Here is an 18392-nt window from a genome sequence, read left to right as displayed (position 1 = left end):
GGTACACTAGGAAGGATTAAGATCGTTTGCGAGCGGAGGAATTTAACCGATATGCATAAACCGAACAAAGCCGATATCGAGCTGCTGGCGCCGGCGGGCGATTGGGACTGCCTGCGGGCGGCGGTGGCCTGCGGCGCGGATGCCGTCTTCTTCGGCGTGGAAAAGTTCAACGCCCGGGTGCGGGCAAGCAACTTTCGGATGGACGAGCTGAAGGACGTCATGGCGTTTCTTCATTTATATGGAGTCAAGGGGTTCGTTACGTTCAATATTTTAGTGTTCGAGGATGAGCTGGAGGATGCGCGTCGTCTGGTGGAAGCCTGTATCGACGCGGGCGTGGACGCGCTGATCGTGCAGGATCTGGGGCTGGTCCGGCTGATTCGCGAAATATCGCCCGATTTTCCGATCCACGGCTCGACGCAGATGACGATTACTTCCCCCGAGGCGGTCGAGTTCACGAAGCCGTTCGACATCGAACGCGTCGTCCTGGGCCGGGAGAACAATCTGAAGCAAATCAGGCAGATCGGCGAGCAGGCGAAGCTGCCGATGGAGGTGTTCGTGCACGGCGCGCTGTGCGTCTCCTACTCCGGGCAGTGCCTCACCTCCGAGATGTGGGGCGGGCGTTCGGCGAACCGCGGCGAATGCGCCCAGGCGTGCCGGCTGCCTTACGATATGATCGTCGACGGCGTGGAGAAGCCGATGGGGGACGTCGCCTATCTGTTGTCGCCCAAAGATTTGGCGGCAATCGAACTGGTGCCGGAGCTGATCGAGGCCGGCGTGACTTCGTTCAAGATCGAAGGAAGGCTGAAGAGCCCTGAATATGTGGCGAACGTCGTAAGCAAATATCGGAAGGCGATTGACCGGTATTTCGAAGGCAAAGATCCGACGCCGAGCAAGGAGGAGCTGAGGGAGCTCCAGCAGAGCTTCTCGCGCGGCTTCACGTACGGTTTTCTGAAAGGAACGAACAACAAGCAGCTGGTGGACGGCACCTTTCCGAAAAGCCGCGGCGTCTACCTCGGCCGGGTGAAGCAGGTGCTGCGCGACGCGGTGCTGTGCGAGCTGGAGGCGCCGCTGAAGCGGGGAGACGGCATTTGCTTCGACGCCGGCGATCCGACGAAGAAGGAAGAAGGCGGCCGCGTATACGATCTGCGCCGCAAGGGAGCGAAGCTGGAAGGCGAGGCGCAGGGCGGCCTGGTCGAGATCGTGCCGGGCCGCAACGACGTTGACCTTGGCAGGGTGCACGTCGGCGACCGGATATGGAAGACGAACGACCCGCATCTGGACAAGCGGCTTCGCCAGACGTTCGAGATCGACCGTCCGTACCGGGTGTTCCCGGTGCGGGTGAAGGTGACCGGCGTCGAAGGGCAGCCGCTGAAGAGCATCTGGACCGATACGGTGGCCGGACATACCGTGACGGTGGCTTCGGAGCTGCCGCTCGTCAGGGCCGAGAAGCGGCCGATGGATCAGGCGCTGTTCGAGGAGCAGCTTGGCCGCCTCGGCGGCACGATCTTCGAGCTCGAGTCGGTGGAGGCGCATCTGAAGGGCGAACTGATCGTGCCGATGCGCGAGCTGAATCAGATGCGCCGCCGCGCCGTGCAGCTGCTCGAAGAAGCGCGCCAGCGGCCGCGCGTGTACATGAAGCGCGCCGTCGACGTATATGCGGACGCGGCGCCGCCGGCATCTGCCGCCGGGACCGCGCAGCTTACTGTGCTGTGCCGCACGATGGATCAGGTGCGGGCGGCCTGCGAGGCGAACGTCGGCCTGATCTATGCCGACTTCGAGTTCATCAAGCAGTTTCCGGCCGCCATCGACGCCGCCCGCGCCGCAGGCAAGCGGATTGCGCTGGCGACGCCGCGCATTCATATGCCGGGAGAGACGGGATATTTCAAAAACATCCTGAAGCTGGCCCCGGACGCCGTGCTCGTGCGCAATACCGGCGCGGTGTACTGGTTCCTCCGCCACCGGGCGGACCATCCGGGCGAGCGTTGTCCGGAGCTGATCGGCGACTTCTCGCTGAATGCGGCCAACCATAAGACGGTGAACCTGTTCCTGGACGCGGGCCTGAGCAGGGTGACGCCGTCATACGACTTGAATATTCAGCAAATGGTCGATCTGCTCGGACGGGCGGACGCTGCCCGGCTGGAGGTCGTCATTCATCAGCATTTGCCGATGTTCCATACGGAGCACTGCGTATACTGCACCTTCCTGAGCGAAGGCACCGATTATACGAACTGCGGTCGCCCTTGCGAGCAGCACCGCGTTTCGCTGAGAGACCGCGTCGGTTTCTCCCATCCGGTGCGGGTGGATGAAGGCTGCCGCAATACGGTTTATAATGCGATCGAGCAATCCGGGGCGGAATATTTGCCGGAGTTCCAGGGGCTGGGCGTGCGCACGTACCGCGTGGAGTTTTTGGAGGAGACGCCGCAGCAGGTGCGCCGGGTGCTCTCCCTGTACGAGCAGGCGCTGCGCGGCGAAGTGAGCGGGACGCATGTTTGGCGCACGTTGAAGGCGACGAACCAGCTCGGCGTGACGCGCGGCCAATTGGTGAAGTAAACGAGTTGTCCCAGAGCCTGTCCATATGACGGATGATAGACGCCTAAGACGAACGATTCCTATCGTCATCGGTCGTCATCTGCGGTGTTGAAAATTGGGCGTGTGGATACCGCTGAATTTTCAAGGGTGTCAGCAAATGTTGTATTTTGTACAACAAAAACGGGGAAATGCCCCGCATTCGCGGCTCAATGTTGTAGAATGTGCAACAATTCGGGCGATGTTCCTTGATCTGAGGCCAATTGTCCCTAAATTGTTGCACGAAATACAACATTCTCCTTCCCCTTGTACGAAGGCTGCCGAAAATGTTGCATTTTTTGCAGGATTTGTCGCCTTATGTGCCCAGGGAGGGGCCGTGCTAATGCGGAGCTGGCACGCTAAAAGCGGGTTTCGGGGGCCGCGGCTGAGCATCTCCGTCGCAGTAAAGTGTAGATTTGCACTATAGAGGGCCATTCCGAAGGCAACATGCGTATTTTGGCAGTGAATAATGTCGAATTTCGTGCTTACTTATTGGTTTCTCCGCCAAAGAGAGGGAGAGGGCAGCGGTCGAACGGGATGCGGCATGTCCGGTTTCCGCTGTTTGCCATCCCATAAACTTGACTTGCTGTTTTGGTATACACTACAATGGGTAGTGCGAGGTGTTTGCGTCATGAAAATACACAAATTCAAATATAACGAGAGGGGGCTGAACCGTTTTTTCGGACCCTTGGAAGCCAAGATCATGAACGTGCTGTGGGAGAGCCGCGACAGCGAGGGCAGCATCCGCGACGTGCAGGCGAAGCTGGAGAAAGAGAAGGATCTCAGCTTCAATACCGTCATGACGGTGATGAATCGTCTCGTGGACAAAGGCTTTCTGACCAAGCGGCTCCAGGGGAGAACCTCTTTGTTTCGGCCGGTGCTTCCGAAGGAGCAGTTTCTGGAGGAGCAGTCCAAGGAATTGACGCATGAATTGATGGAGGAATTCGGCCCGCTGGTCGTCAGCCATATGCTCGATGAACTGGAGGAGGCGGACCCCGAGCTGATGAAGAAGCTGGAACAAAAAATCAAGGATTTAAAGGAACGTTGACCCATGCGGAAAAATCGTTCAAGCCTGCTGTTTGCCTCATGTCTTGCGATTGCAGGCATTCTGCTGGTGCAAATGGCGATGTATGTATTGCATGTCATGCTGGGCTTTCAGCTTCGCTTTAATCTGTTTGAGGTTTGCACCATATGGCTGGAATCGCTCGGCTTCGATTCGCTCATTTACCCGATGAACGGCTTAGTATTCTACACCTTGGCCGGCGCCGCCGCGCTGACCTTCCGGCAACTGTGGCTGTCCCGCAGCATGGCCCGCAAGCTGGCTTCCCTGCGTGACGACCGCCTGACGGAAGAGTTAAACCGGCGCTACCCGGAAGGGCAAGCTGATCTGACGGTCATTGCGCATCGGGAACCGATGGCTTTCACGATGGGCTTTGTCGCGCCGAGAATTGTCTTGTCCACCGGTTTGCTCGAGCTTTTGGACGAACGGGAGACGGAGGCGGTCATTCATCACGAGCGTTTCCACAAGCGGCACAGAGACCCGCTGCGGATGTATGTGCTCTCCTTGATCGCCGTGTTGATGTGGTATTTGCCGATTCTGAAGTGGCTGCATCGGAACTATAAGCTGACGCGAGAACTGCTGGCTGACGATCACGCCATCTCTGCCATGGGCTCGTCGGCGTTCATCGGCAGCGCATTGCTGAAGCTGCTGAAGCGGGTGTCCGGCCGCAGGGAGCGCAAGATGTTGGCGCTCGCGCACGTATCTTTTGCGGATACGTCTGTCAACTGCCGCATCCGGAGAATTCTCGATCCGCAGGAAACGGTTCCCCTCGAGTGGCCCATTACGCCGCTGATGGTTTCCCTGCATGTGCTGGCGCTGCTGACAGCGATGTTTTTTATCGGGCTGATTATGTAATGATAGAAATAACGAACGCAAAAAATTTTAACTATATACACTACATTGTGTAGTGTTTTGTGAATTTTGTTAATTAATCTCTTTGAAGCAGGAGGAATGAACATGTCTGATAAAATGCAAATCGGATCTTTTCTGATACGGGTCACGCTGGGGCTGATCTTTTTCGTGCACGGACTGATGAAGTTTCAAGGCGGCGTCGCCAATACCGGGAAGTTTTTCGAAAGCGTCGGAATTCCGGCTCCCGATATCATGGCGATGATCGTAGCGGCGGCGGAGCTCGCGGGCGGCATTTTTATGCTGGTCGGGCTTGGAACGCGCATCATTTCCGCCATATTTGCCGTTATTATGCTGGTGGCCATCTTCACTGTGAAGCTGCCGAGCGGATTTGCCGGAGGCTATGAGTTCGAGCTCGCACTGCTCATTATGGCCGTGCATCTGCTGCTTGGCGGAAGCCGCTTGCTGGCCGCCGACCGGGTCTTTGCCCGCGACACATCCCAAACGGGACGACCGACCGACGCCTAATGGAACATCCGAATAAGTACCGACTCCAAAGCTGTCCGATGCCGGGCAGCTTTTTTTTCGAGATAGGCCCCTATGACGAGCTATTCTATTCGTCATCGGTCGTCGCCTTCGGTGTTGAAAATTCGGCGAAGGACTTCGTCAAATTTTCAAAATAGACCCCCATGCCGCTGGCGCAGCACCATCAGAAGATGAAAATGTGCCGCGCACCTCGGGCTATTTTCAAGAGAGTCCGCAAATGTTGTATTTTGTACAACAAAAACGGGCAATCCACCCTATTTGCGGATCAATGTTGTAAAATGTGTTATAAAATGCAACATTCCCCTTGATTTCGATGCGGAGAATACGGGAAATGTTGCATTTTTTGCAGGATTTGTGGCTTAAATGCGCCTGAGGAGGGGCGTACAATTTGATAATCGGGGAGCAGATCGCTCCATGCGCCCGTTGTTCACAATTTAGACACAATATTTTCACCTTATTTTAATATTTGTTTAAGGTGCGTTTATCCTTTCATGGGTATATTGTGTTTGGTTATTTATGAATAAAAATGGCAATGAGTGTATCCAGCGATTGAATCGACGATGACGATGGGAGGTTATGAAGTGCTGGAGGTCAAACAGGTCAGCAAATTGTACGAGAACCAGAGAGGGGTCCACGATATCGATTTCTCGATGAGCCGCGGCGAAATCGTCGGTTTCCTCGGGCCCAACGGCGCCGGCAAGACGACGACGATGCGGATGATTACCGGATATTTGAATCCGACCCGCGGTTCCATCTCGATCGACGGGCTGTCGATGGCGGAGCATCCGAGGAAGGCACGCCAAAAAATCGGCTATTTGCCGGAGACGCCGCCGCTCTATCACGAGATGACGGTCACCAGCTATCTCAAGTTCATTGCCGATCTACGAGGCATTCCCGCACGGGAGCAAAAGAAGCGCATTGAAGAAGTGATCTCCCGGCTTGGGCTGCAGGGCCGCGAAAAGCAGATCATCCGCAGCCTGTCCAAAGGCTACAAGCAGCGGATGGGCCTGGCGCAGGCGATCCTTCATAACCCCGATCTGCTCATACTGGACGAGCCGACCTCAGGCCTCGATCCGAAGCAAATTATCGAGATTCGCCAGCTGATCCGGGAGCTTGGGGAAAATCATACGGTGCTGCTCAGCACGCACATTTTGCCGGAAATCAATGCGCTGTGCAACCGGGTGCTGATTATTAACCAGGGGCGCATCGTGATGGACGGACATCCGGACCAGCTCGCCCATTCGATGGACGAGACGTTCGAGGTATCGCTGGAGGTCAAAGGGCCGCGCGACGAGGTGATCGCCGAGCTGCGAAGCATGAGCGAGGTCGGGGAAGTAAAGGAACAGCAAACCGAAAGCGTGTCCACGGAAGCGGATGCGGCTTCGGCTCCGGCGGGCGATGCCGCGAATGCGGCGGTTTCTTCCGAGAACTATGCTGCGCCGGAAAAGAAAGGGGCAGGCCAGACGGTACGACTCATTGTGACGGCGAAGGACCGGACGGATATTCGCGAAGCGTTGTTCTATCGAATGGCCGAGCGGCGCTACCCGATCTTGTCCATGAAGAAGGAAAGCATGAGCCTCGAGGACATCTTCCTGAAGCTGACGACAGACGAACGGCTGGAGGTCGTGGCAGACGAAGAAGGCTCCGAATCTGCCGGGGAGGTGAAGACCGGTGCGTAGAACGTGGGCAATCGCGAGAAAAGAGCTGCAGCTGTATTTTTATTCTCCGACCGCGTACGCGGCGTTCGCTTTCTTTTTCCTGATTACCGGGTATTTCTTCTCGGCCGACTTCCTTTATCCGCCGTATATTGTCGATGTGCGGCCCGTGGTCGGTTCGATTTCCTTCGTGTACCTGCTGGTCATTCCGCTGCTGACGATGCGGCTGATGTCCGACGAGCTGCGGCAAGGAACGGACGAGCTGCTGTTGACCTCGCCGGCCAGCATTACGGAGATTGTGACGGGCAAGTTCATCGCGGCGCTGATCGTGCAGCTGATGCTGGTCGTCGGCAGCCTGATCTACCCGCTGATCTTGAGCGCCTACGGAACCTTGGAGATGCCCGTGCTGTGGCTGTCCTACTTCTCGCTGTTTCTCGTCGGCGGAGCCATGATGGCCGTCGGCCTGTTTGCTTCCTCGCTGTCTGCGCATCAGATGGTAGCGGGAATTTCCGCGTTTGCCATCCTTCTCGTATTTTGGACGATTGAATGGCTCGGCGATACGGTTGGGGGCAAGGTCAAAGATTTTCTCGGCATGTTCTCGATTATCGGACGGGCGCTCGATCTGCAAAAGGGCGTGCTGGATGTCGCCGACGTGCTGTTCTACGTGATGCTTATGGGCGTGTTCGTCCTGCTGAGCATCCAGGTGCTGGAACGCAAACGCTGGAGATAAACCTTATAGCGCCCTAGCGCGGCGTACAAGCGAAGAAGGGAGATACGGGCTTTGAACAAGTGGATTCGCGGAACGAACGCGGTCGTGCTATCGCTGGCGGCCATCGGTATATTTATTGTTCTGACGATTTTTCTGAATTCGGCCAAAAACCTGCAGTTTGACTTGACGCAAAACAAGAAATTCAGCCTGGCGGAGCAGACGCTCGAAACGCTGAAGACGCTCGATCAGGACGTGCGCATCCTGTCGCTGACCAGCGACAGGACCGACCCGTATATTAAACGGCAGGTGGTCGAGCTGGCGCAGGAATACAAGAAGCGCAACGGGAAAATTACGTTCGAGGAATACGATATCGTCAGGCAGCCGGCGGTGGCGAATCAATACGATGTCGATCCGGCCGGCACACTGGTCGTGGAGAGCGGTTCGCAGAAGAAGACGATCTATTACTACGAAATGTTCCTGCCCGGCATGCAGCCCGGCGAGTACCGCTTCAGCGGCGAGGAGAAGCTGACGCAGGCGCTCGTCAATTTGAGCAGCAAGGAGAAGCGCAAGCTCTATTTCCTCTCCGGGCACAACGAAATTCCGCTCCATCAGATGAGCCTGTGGCGCAGCGGGCTGGAGGGCGAGAACTACGAGGTCAGCGAGCTGAATCTGCTGCGCGAGGGCAAAATTCCGGACGACGCCGAGGCGCTGTTCATCATCGGCGCGCAGAGCGATATCAGCGACAAGGAAGCCGAGCTGATCAAGGCGTATTTGAAGGACAAAGGCAAGCTGTATATGGCGCTCGGATTTTCCATGAACATGAAGGACGGCTGGAAAAATATCGATAGCCTGATGGCCGATTACGGCATCCAGAACCAGCACGCCGTGGCCATCGAGCCGAAGCAGAGCGTGCTGTTCGATCCGCTGACGATCATTCCGGAATATGGATTCCATGATATTACAAGCAAGCTGCAGGAATACAACCTGCTGACGGTCATGACGCTGGGCGTAACGTTGGGCAGCAGCTCGGAGCAGACGGATTATACGACGACGCCGATTTTGAAGACGACGAGCAAAGCTTACGGCGAAACCGACCTGAAGCTGCTGGCCGAGCAAAGCAGCAGCTCGAAGGACGACAGCGATATTGCCGGCCCGCTCAATCTCGCCTATGTCGTAGAGGATAAGGATAAAAATCCGAAAGCCGTCGTGCTCGGCGGATCGACCTTCCTGCTCGACCAGTTCATCTCGCAGCAGGGCAACCGCGACTTTGCGCTCAACAGCGTAGGCTGGCTGCAGGAGAATAAGAATCAGGTCACGATCCGGCCGCGCGAGGGCGACGCGCTGCAGCAAGCGCTGTTGACCGGCGATCAAGCCAATATGATTTTCTACGGAACGGTATTGCTGTTCCCGCTGCTCTTCCTGATCGTTGGCGGCACGATCTGGTGGAGGAGGAGAAAAGGATGAAGCGTCTCATTCCAACGCTTGTGCTGGTGATCGTCTGCATCGCCGCGTTCTGGTACGCTTCGAGCAAAAACTTCTTTCAGGAGCAGCCGGAAACGGGAACGAAGCTGGTGACGATCAGCAAGGAGGATGTCTCCGGCTATACGATCAAGACGCCGGATGGGGAGATCGAGCTGCAGAAGGGAGACGGCGGCTGGCAAATGATCAAGCCGTCGGCGCTGCCGCTAAACAACTACTCTCCGGACAGCTGGGTCGATTCGTTCACGGGCCTGATGAAGGAGAGCACGGTGGAGGCCGAGCCGTCCGACCTGGCGCAGTTCGGGCTGGATCAGCCGACCCAGGAATTTACGGTGAAGCTGAAGGACGGCTCGTCTCAGACGCTGGCGGTCGGCGCCGCGGTGCCGATTCAAGGCTACCGATACGCTAGGTACAGTGGCTCGCCGGAGGTGTTCCAGATCAGCGATTCTGCGGTAACCTCGCTGGCGAAGCAGCCGTTCGACTTCATGGAGACAAGTCCGCTTCAGATGAAGTACGACCAGGTGCAGAGCCTGAGCGTAGCTTGGAAGGGAGCCAAGTGGACCTTGTCCCGCAATGAAGCGGACAAGGACAAGAAGGCGTATGAAGCTGCCTGGAAGCTCGGCGACAAGGAAGTGAAGGGAGCTGATGCGGGCAATTTCCTCGACAATGCGCTGTTTATGTCCACGAACCGTCTGGTCGAACCGGCGGCCCAGATCCAGGGGCTCGACCAGCCCGAGCTTGTCATCGAGCTGAAGGAGCTGGAGAACGGGCAGGAGAAGTCGGCCGTCTACGCGGGCAAAATCAAGGGCAGCGATGTGTGGATCGCCCGGCAAGGCGGCGAATGGGCATATGCGATTCCCGTTGACCGGGTGCAGGAGCTGTTCGACAAGGCCAAGGATTGGGAGCAAAAGCAACAGGAGGCGCAGCAAGCGCAAGAACAGCAGGAGCAGGCGCAGCAAGCGCAAGAGCAGCAGGGGCTGGATCAGGAGCAGCGGGAGCAGGATCAGCCGGCGGACGATCAGGCCGAGTCGGCGTCTCCGGATTCAGCGGAAGACTCCGCCAACTAGCGGCTGAATACAAGGGTAACAGGGTTGGGCAGAGAAGATCTGTTCAACCCTTTTCGTTTCACGGCACATATTTTTCCAAGCCGCGGGCATCCTACTTTGTGAATTTACCAAAAGGAGGGTGTATTTCCCATGTTTACCGGCCAGCCGATGCCGCAGGGCGCGAACGCGCACAACGTCAGCTCGAAAGAATTGGCCTACATATCCGATTGCCTGAAAAATGAAGAGCTCATCGCCAAGCTGGCGGCGGAAGGGGCGGCGAACAGCTCGTCGCCGCAGTTGAAGCAGAAGCTCGCCCAGATCGCCCGCGATCGCTTAAGCGGCGCCGAACGGCTGCTTCATACCTTGCAGCAGCAGACTCGCACGATGCATTGATGGAATGACACGGAGGTGCTTGATATGTACTCTCAGCAAACCTATGGCCCGATCCGGCAGCAGTCCGGCGAAATCGTTCATATGAAGGAACAGGATTGGGGCAATCTTGTGCTGTCCGAGCTGAAGCGCGCGGCGCGGGAATATACGACGGCGGCGCTGGAGGCGACCCATCCGGCCGTCCGGCAAACCTTCGCGGGCCTTGCGCAAAAAACGATGAGCGACCAGGCGGAGCTGTACGATCTGTTGGCGCAAATGAACGGCTACGGTTCCGTACGGGCGGCGCAGGCTCATGAAGTCGATCAGGAGCTGCGGCATATGCAGCAAAAAACGGAGGAGCTCCGTCTGATGGCCCAGCGGCTTGCGGAAGCGGGCCATGCGGCAAGCGCCGCGTATCCGCAGACGTTCGATCCGGCTTATGCGCAGCCGCTTCACGGTTACGCGGTTCATCCGTCCCTGGCGCCGGCGCCAGGGATTTCCTCCCTGCCGCCGTCCGGCAACCTTCCGTCCGCTGGCTATGGAGCCGGAACGTCTGAGCCTTCCCGGCTGCCGTACGGCGCCGGCTCAAGCCAGGGCTACGGGCTGGCCGGCAATCCGGGCCACAGCATAAGCTATGCGCAGCACGACGGCCGGGAGGCGCGGCCGAGCTACGGCATGGGCCAACATCCTGCGGCGTACGCCCCGGCGAATGCCGCAAGCTACGCATATGGCGCAGGCCAAAGCTACCGCGAGCAAGAGCAAGGGGCGGCCGGAAGCGCGCACGCTCCCTCCGTCTCCGGCGCCAGCGAGGTTTCCTCCGATTTGACGGAGGCGTCCTTTCCATCGTCCGTGGCTGGCACCGATTCCTTGCACTCAGGCCATCGGCATGAGCCAGCGGCTTCGTCCAAGCTTGACCAGAGCCAAAGCCAGAGCCAAAGCCAGAGCCAAAGCTTCGTCTTGCCGTCGAAGCCTAACTCCGACTACGGCGTGCTAGGCTCAACACAGGAGCCGGCCAAAAGCGGCACTTCGGAGCAGACCCGCGCGCAAGGCGCCGCTTCGGTTCGTTCGGGCTCGTCTCCGTACAGCCACGGCCACGGCATGGCGGCGCGAACCAACGAAACGCCGGGCGCCAAGCCGTCGTCCGTCTCGACCTCGCCGGAAAACCGCAGCCATTGACGCCAATTTCATGTAACGGCCTGCGCGAGCCGCTCCTCCCCAGCGCGGCTCGCGCCATGGCCGGCCGCGCGGCGGTGAAGCTTCTGCATACTTTTGTCCGAATTTACCCATAATAAGCAAAAAAACGTACAAAAGCCAAAGCAGGAGGGCCTTATGAAACGGATCATCGGGATCGCCGCAGCGGCTGTTTTGCTGCTGGCAGGCTGCGGGCACAACACTCAGGATCAGCAATTGAACATGAAAACGTTGCAGAAGACGGTAGGCAAGGAGCGCATTATGCAAACGCTCGACCAGCTTCCTCCGCCTCCCATGAATAAGAGCATCATGCAGCAAGCCGATGCCGACATCATTGCCTGGATCAAGCGGGTGGACGAGTGGACCCACCAGGTGCTGTCAGCTCCGGTGACGGGCGAGATGGACGAATACGCCGCGCAGGAGATGCGCAATCGGCTGCGCCAAGTATACTCTTACGACATGGCCGATCAGCTGATCGCTTACTTCTATCGCCGCGACGATACGACCCGGACGTATCAGGCGTTCAGCTCGCGGGCGATGCTGGGCTTGCGCAGCGAGTGGCAGGAATATTTTTTGCGCAAGGAACAGCCTTCGCCGGAACAATACATGATTCAACTGACAGGCACGAACAATCGTTCCGTGCCCCGGCTGCAGCATCGCTCCGTCTATCAAGTGTCGGGGGACAATCTAATCATCACCCGGTTTGAAACGAGCTCCTGACATAAAAAATCGCAGTTTGTCCGGATAACGGCGGGTCTTGCGGGACCCGTCTTTTTTTGGCATTTACAGGCGAACGAATGATCGGTTATGCTAGTCGTACAGCCTTTATATCGCGACGATTCATCGGCCTCGGCCGCGGCGCCGCAACCTTGCCGCTTAAGGACGGCGATGCCGTTTTCTCCGGTTTGACACGCTTCCCGGGGTAGCATAGACTTAGGGGAGAATAACTGTCCGGCGGGCCTCTCGGCACCGCCTTGCCAGGCGTCGTCCCGGCGGCATTCGGGCGACGAATCATACGGGAGGAATCAGCTTGACAGACGCTTTCGCACATTGGAGACATGTATTTAAGCTCGATCCGGACAAGGAGCTTTCGGACGAAGCGCTCGAGCGCATTTGCTTGTCCGGCACTGACGCCGTCGTGGTCGGCGGCTCGACCGGGGTCACCTTCGACAATACGGTCGATCTGCTGGCGCGCATTCGCCGTTACGAAGTGTCCTGCGCGCTGGAGATCTCGTCGAGGGAGGCGATCGTCCCCGGCTTCGACCTGTACTTCGTGCCCGTCGCGCTGAACGCGCAGGATGCGGAATGGATCGTCGGCCAGCATCACCAGGCGCTGAAGGAATACGGCCCGCTGCTGGATTGGACGCGCGTTGCGGCGGAAGGCTACATCATCATGAATGCCGATTCCGCGGTGGCCCGTCTGACGAGCGCGAATACGCAGCTGGACGATAAAGATGCGGAAGCGTATGCGCGGCTGGCGGAGCAATTGTTCTCCATGCCGATCGTCTACTTGGAATATAGCGGAACGTTCGGCGACATGGAGCGGGTGTCCCGCATCCGGGGACTGCTTCGGAAAGCCCGTTTGTTCTACGGAGGCGGCATCGACAGCAGGGACAAAGCCCGCCAGGCAGCCGCCTGCGCGGATACGATCGTTGTCGGCAACGCATTGTATGAGCGGCTGGACGATGCGCTGGCTACCGTCGAGGCGGTCAAATCGGCCGGCTCATAGTCCGGATTGGGGAGATTTTGATATAGAAAGGTTTTGTTGTCATGATCAATCAGCCTGCAGATATATTTCAAGCGGTGGAGAAGCTGAATGCGCAGCAGCGGAAAGCGGTCGAATCGGTAAGCGGGCCGCTGCTCATCATGGCCGGAGCGGGAAGCGGCAAGACGCGGGTGCTGACGCACCGGATCGCCTATTTGATCGCCACCCGCAAGGCGGCCCCGTGGAGCATTCTGGCGATCACCTTCACCAATAAGGCGGCGCGGGAGATGCAGGAGCGGGTCAGCGCGCTTGTCGGTCCCCAGGGAAGCGACATTTGGGTGTCGACGTTCCACTCCATGTGCGTGCGGATTTTGCGCAGGGACATCTCGCGGATCGGATTTTCCTCGAATTTCACCATTCTCGATTCCGGCGACCAGCTTTCGGTCATCAAGTCCTGCATGAAAGACCTCAACATCGATACGAAGAAGTTCGAGCCGAAGGCGGTTCAAGCCGCTATCAGCAACGCCAAAAACGAGCTGCTCAGTCCCGAGAAGTTCGAGCGCCGGATCGGCGACTACTTCGACGGCATCGTGGCCAAGGTATATACGATGTACCAGAAGAAGCTGAAGGCCAACAACTCGCTCGATTTCGACGATTTGATTATGACGACGATCGATTTGTTTGTCCAAGAGCCGGAAGTTCTCGATTTCTACCAGAACAAATTTCAATATATTCACGTCGACGAATACCAGGACACGAACCGGGCACAGTACATGCTATGCAAAATGCTCGCGGACAAGCATAAGCGCATCTGCGTCGTCGGCGACAGCGACCAGTCCATCTATCGCTGGCGCGGCGCCGACATCGGCAATATTCTCGATTTCGAGAAGGATTATCCGGACGCGGAGACGATTTTGCTGGAGCAAAACTACCGGTCCACAGGCAATATTTTGCAGGCCGCCAACCGCGTTATCGCCAACAATGCCGGCAGAAAGCCCAAAAATTTGTGGACCGACAAGCAAGCGGGACACAAAATCCGGCTGTACCAGGCCGATTCGGAGCATGAGGAAGGCTACTTTATCGCTGGCCAAATCAACAAAAATATCGCCGCGGGCCGGCGGTACAGCGATCACGCGATCCTGTACCGGACCAATGCGCAGTCCCGGGTGATCGAGGAAATTTTGATCAAATCCGATATCCCGTATCAAATTGTCGGCGGCATCAAATTCTATGACCGTAAAGAGATCAAGGACATTCTGGCATACTTGCGGCTCGTATCCAATCCGGACGACGATATCAGCTTCGCCCGCGTCGTCAACGTGCCGAAGCGCGGCATCGGCGACACGACCGTCGAACGGCTGGCGGAAGCCGCAGGCCGCTTTGGCGTCTCGATGTTCGCCATGCTGGAGAATGTCCACATGCTGGAGATCAATGCGAAAGCGCGCAACAGCCTCTCCAGCTTCCGCGATATGATCGATAATCTGCATCGGATGCTCGATTATTTGTCGGTCACGGAGTTGACCGAAGAAGTGCTGAACCGCACCGGTTACCGGGAAGAGCTGAAGCGGGAAAATACGATCGAAGCGCACGCGCGGCTGGAGAACATCGACGAGTTCCTGTCGGTGACGCTCGATTTCGAGAAGCGTAACGAGGATAAGTCGCTCGTGGCTTTCCTGACGGACCTTGCCCTGATCGCCGATATCGATTCGATGAACGACGATCCGGAGGAAGCCGGCAACAACGGCATCGTACTGATGACGATGCACAGCGCCAAAGGGCTGGAGTTCCCTGTCGTGTTCATCGTCGGCATGGAGGAAGGCGTCTTCCCCCATACGCGGGCGCTAAGCGACAACGAAGAGCTGGAGGAGGAGCGTCGTCTTGCATACGTAGGCATTACCCGCGCCGAGGAGGAGCTGTACCTTACGTGCGCGCGGATGCGCACGCTGTTCGGCCGCTCGCAGATGAACGCGCCGTCGCGCTTCCTCAGCGAAATTCCGGCGGAGCTGATCGAGCCGATGCACCTTGACGGCAGCCGCGGGTACGGCTTTGGCAGCGGCGGCTCCGGCGAACGGCGCTTCGGCAGCGCCGGCGGCTTCGGCGCAGCGGGCCAGGCCAGGGCTGCGGCTGCAGGCCGCGGGCCGGTCAGCTTCCGCGGGCCGGGCGCTGCCGCGGCGGGCTCCGCTGCCGGAAGCTCCGCTGCCGGAAGCTCCGGCGCCGGTACGGCTGGCGGCTCCAGGCCGCTCGACTACGCCGTCGGCGACAAAGTGTCGCACGGCAAGTGGGGCACGGGCGTCGTCGTCGCGGTCAAAGGCAGCGGCGACGATACCGAGCTGCAGATCGCTTTTCCGGCGCCTGTCGGCGTCAAGCGGCTGCTGGCCAAATTCGCCCCGATCACCAAGCAATAATTTCACTATGCGAGAGGATGGACCTTCCGATGTCAAGGCCGGATCCTATGGAAACCATGAAAACCCTCATCGAGGAAATCGACAAGCATAATTATTTGTACTATACCCTCGACCAGCCGGGCTTAAACGACGCTGAATACGACGCGCTGTACGACAAGCTGGTGGAGCTGGAACGGGAAACGGGCGTCGTGCTGCCTGGTTCTCCTACGCAGCGGGTTGGCGGGGAACTGCTCAAAGGGTTTGAGCCGCATCGTCATCGGGCCAGGCTGTGGAGCCTGGACAAGGCGCAAAACCAGGAAGACCTTATGGCATGGTACAACCGCGCTCAAAAGCTCGTCGGCGATTACAACGCCAATCATCCGGACGATCCGCTGCCCCCGCTGTCTTTTGTCGTGGAGCTGAAATTTGACGGGCTCACGCTGAATTTGACCTACGAGAACGGCGAGCTGGTGCAAGCGGCTACCCGCGGCAACGGCACGGTCGGCGAAGGCATTTTGGCGCAGGTAAAGACGATCAAATCGATTCCGCTGCAAATCCCGTTCCGGGACGGGATCATTGAGGTGCAGGGCGAAGGGATCATGAACTTGTCCGTCCTCGAGGAGTATAATAAAACCGCGGCCGAGCCGCTGAAGAACGCCCGCAATGCGGCGGCGGGAGCGCTTCGCAACCTGAATCCGAAAATTACGGCCGAACGGAAGCTGAACGCTTATTTTTATAATGTCGGTTATGCCGAAGGCGTCCGTTTTAAGGACCACCGGGATATGGTCGAATTTTTGAAAGAAAACCGGCTTAAGGTAAGCCCGCATGTGCATTTCTTCGACAGCATCGAGGACGTCGAGGCAGAGCTTCAGCGAGTGGCGGAGCTGCGCGATTCGCTCGACTTTCTGATCGACGGCATCGTCGTCAAAATTACGGACATGCGCACGCGGGAGGTGCTCGGGTATACGGACAAGTTCCCGCGCTGGGCGGTGGCTTACAAGTTCGAAGCCGAGGAAGCTGTCACGACACTGCTGTCGGTCCAGTGGAACGTCGGAAGAACCGGCAAGGTCACCCCTGTGGCCAAGGTCGAGCCGGTCGATTTGGCCGGAGTAACGGTGCAGAATTGCACCTTGAACAACATGGACGATATCGAACGCAAAAATTTGAAGCATGCGCTGGGCAGCCTTGTCTTCATTCGCCGCTCCAACGACGTCATTCCCGAAATTCTCGGCAAAGTAACGGAGGAGCCGGACGGAGAGGAAATTGCTGCGCCGACGCACTGTCCTTCATGCGGTCACGAGCTGGAGCTGCGCGGCGCGCATTGGTTTTGCCCCAACCGATACGAGTGTCGTCCGCAGCTGATCGGGCGCATCACTCATTTTGCTTCGCGCGATGCAATGGATATCGAGACATTCAGCGAAAAAACGGCCGAGCTGCTTTACGATGAATTGGGAGTTCGCGACCCGTCCGATTTGTTTTATTTGTCCTTCGACGATTTGATTAAGCTGGAGCGGTTCGGCACGAAAAAAGCCGAAAATTTGCTGGCGGCCATCGAGAAATGCAAGCAGCGGGATTTGGCGTCCTTCCTGTTCGCGCTGGGCATCCCCAATACCGGGAAAACGACGACCAAGGAGCTCGCCGATCATTACCGCAGTTTGGACAAACTAAGGGAAGCGACGGCGGAGGAGCTGATCGAGCTTCCCGACATCGGCGGGATTGTGGCTGAAAGCATCGTTGGCTTTTTCCGCGATCCGGCGATGCAGCGCAGCATCGAAAGAATGCTGGCATCTGGCGTCTCGCCGGCGGTTAGCGAGCAGCCGCAAGCTCCTGCCGACGAGAATCATCCGTTCTACGGCAAGACGATCGTGCTGACCGGCACGCTGTCTTCTATGAGCCGGGACGAGGCTGCCCGCAAGCTGGAGGCGCTCGGTGCGAAGGTGACCGGCAGCGTATCGAAGAAGACGGATATTGTCATCGCCGGCGACAATGCGGGGAGCAAGCTGACCAAAGCGAGAGATCTCGGAATTCAGGTGATTGATGACGAGGAGGAGCTGCTTCGATTGCTTGGATGATTCGTTTAGCTTGAAAATAGCCCGGGGCGCGCGGCCCATTCTCATCTTCTGGTGGTGCCTTGCAAGCGGCATGGCGGCTTTGGCGGTGTGCGCCGACGAAATTCCAACACCGCAGGTAACCGGCCGATGCCGAAGGGCGCTCGTTATAGGCGTGCATTTAGAAACGAAGAGAGGCTGGCCAGATCGGCAGCTCTTTTCGTTTCTTGTTCTTTTGTCAGAAGGTTTTGCGGGCTTCAAACAAATTTTCCGCGTCATGCAGAAAAAGACAGTTGCAATTGCCTCTTGTTTTGTGATACATTATTGCTTGTCGCCGCGAGGCTGGTTCGAACGAACGGGAGCGTGGGCGGCCAAGAGATTTGAAAAAAGTTGTTGCTTTTTGTCGGAAAAGATGATAAGATGTGATCTTGTCACGACAAAATACAAGTGACACAAGAAAGCTCCTTGAAAACTGAACAACGAGCAAGTGTTTGTGCGACTTTAAGCAAGGCAAAGCCATGAGCTGAATCAGCATCCAATCCCCTTTCCGGGGTAAAAGCAATATTTATTGGAGAGTTTGATCCTGGCTCAGGACGAACGCTGGCGGCGTGCCTAATACATGCAAGTCGAGCGCTGGATGGTTTCCTTCGGGGAATTATCCGGAGCGGCGGACGGGTGAGTAACACGTAGGCAACCTGCCCGGAAGACCGGGATAACTACCGGAAACGGTAGCTAATACCGGATAGGTGGCTTCTTCGCATGGGGGAGCCAAGAAACGCGGAGCAA

At 57.6% G+C, this 18392-nt stretch carries 15 protein-coding genes and 1 rRNA gene; all 16 read left to right on the top strand.

The genetic code is table 11. The annotated features are described in order from the left end of the window. The first annotated feature begins 51 nt into the window (after positions 1 to 51). Positions 52 to 2550 carry a U32 family peptidase gene (locus F591_RS0112030; protein WP_019534852.1) on the top strand — a complete coding sequence of 833 codons (2499 nt, stop codon included), beginning with the start codon at positions 52 to 54 and terminating at the stop codon, positions 2548 to 2550. 646 nt (positions 2551 to 3196) lie between these two features. Then, positions 3197 to 3613, top strand: coding sequence for a BlaI/MecI/CopY family transcriptional regulator (locus tag F591_RS0112025; RefSeq protein ID WP_019534851.1), 417 nt, complete (start codon positions 3197 to 3199; stop codon positions 3611 to 3613). A gap of 3 nt (positions 3614 to 3616) precedes the next feature. Further along, positions 3617 to 4480: a M56 family metallopeptidase gene (locus F591_RS0112020; protein WP_019534850.1), complete on the top strand. Its 864-nt coding sequence runs from the start codon at positions 3617 to 3619 to the stop codon at positions 4478 to 4480. A gap of 102 nt (positions 4481 to 4582) precedes the next feature. Next, positions 4583 to 5002 (top strand): DoxX family protein, encoded by a 420-nt coding sequence (locus F591_RS0112015; protein ID WP_019534849.1) that lies wholly within the window; start codon positions 4583 to 4585, stop codon positions 5000 to 5002. A 599-nt stretch (positions 5003 to 5601) separates the two neighbouring features. Further along, a complete protein-coding gene (locus F591_RS0112010) occupies positions 5602 to 6699 on the top strand; it encodes an ABC transporter ATP-binding protein (protein WP_019534847.1) in 1098 nt (365 codons plus the stop codon). Continuing rightward, the gene (locus tag F591_RS0112005; RefSeq protein ID WP_019534846.1) at positions 6692 to 7405 is read left to right on the top strand and encodes an ABC transporter permease; all 714 of its coding nucleotides are present in this window, start codon (positions 6692 to 6694) and stop codon (positions 7403 to 7405) included. The genes F591_RS0112010 and F591_RS0112005 overlap by 8 nt, the downstream gene beginning before the upstream one ends. A 51-nt stretch (positions 7406 to 7456) precedes the next feature. Beyond that, positions 7457 to 8848, top strand: coding sequence for a GldG family protein (locus tag F591_RS0112000; RefSeq protein WP_019534845.1), 1392 nt, complete (start codon positions 7457 to 7459; stop codon positions 8846 to 8848). Further along, a complete protein-coding gene (locus F591_RS0111995) occupies positions 8845 to 9930 on the top strand; it encodes a DUF4340 domain-containing protein (RefSeq protein WP_019534844.1) in 1086 nt (361 codons plus the stop codon). Before F591_RS0112000 ends, F591_RS0111995 begins: the two co-directional genes overlap by 4 nt. 129 nt (positions 9931 to 10059) lie before the next feature. Next, positions 10060 to 10302: a hypothetical protein gene (locus F591_RS0111990; protein WP_019534843.1), complete on the top strand. Its 243-nt coding sequence runs from the start codon at positions 10060 to 10062 to the stop codon at positions 10300 to 10302. A gap of 24 nt (positions 10303 to 10326) precedes the next feature. Further along, entirely contained in the window at positions 10327 to 11454 is a 1128-nt protein-coding gene (locus F591_RS29575; RefSeq protein WP_019534842.1) for a spore coat protein, read from the top strand. 153 nt (positions 11455 to 11607) lie between these two features. Then, on the top strand, positions 11608 to 12189 hold the full coding sequence (locus F591_RS0111980) for a hypothetical protein (RefSeq protein ID WP_019534841.1): 582 nt from the start codon (positions 11608 to 11610) through the stop codon (positions 12187 to 12189). Positions 12190 to 12499: 310 nt separating this feature from the next. After that, the gene (pcrB, locus tag F591_RS0111975) at positions 12500 to 13198 is read left to right on the top strand and encodes a heptaprenylglyceryl phosphate synthase (RefSeq protein WP_019534840.1); all 699 of its coding nucleotides are present in this window, start codon (positions 12500 to 12502) and stop codon (positions 13196 to 13198) included. Between the two features lie 41 nt (positions 13199 to 13239). Next, on the top strand, positions 13240 to 15579 hold the full coding sequence (gene pcrA, locus F591_RS0111970; RefSeq protein ID WP_019534839.1) for a DNA helicase PcrA: 2340 nt from the start codon (positions 13240 to 13242) through the stop codon (positions 15577 to 15579). 47 nt (positions 15580 to 15626) lie between these two features. Beyond that, positions 15627 to 17630, top strand: coding sequence for an NAD-dependent DNA ligase LigA (ligA, locus tag F591_RS0111965; RefSeq protein WP_019534838.1), 2004 nt, complete (start codon positions 15627 to 15629; stop codon positions 17628 to 17630). Further along, complete coding sequence (locus tag F591_RS0111960) at positions 17623 to 18057, top strand: hypothetical protein (protein ID WP_019534837.1); 435 nt, start codon at positions 17623 to 17625, stop codon at positions 18055 to 18057. Before ligA ends, F591_RS0111960 begins: the two co-directional genes overlap by 8 nt. 114 nt (positions 18058 to 18171) lie before the next feature. Next, positions 18172 to 18392, top strand: a 16S ribosomal RNA gene (locus F591_RS0111955); the annotation flags it as partial.

This window comes from Paenibacillus ginsengihumi DSM 21568, assembly GCF_000380965.1.
Classification (GTDB): Bacteria; Bacillota; Bacilli; order Paenibacillales; family NBRC-103111; genus Paenibacillus_G; species Paenibacillus_G ginsengihumi.
Note: the sequence above shows the minus strand (reverse complement) of the source record. Positions and strands in the feature narration are given on the sequence as shown.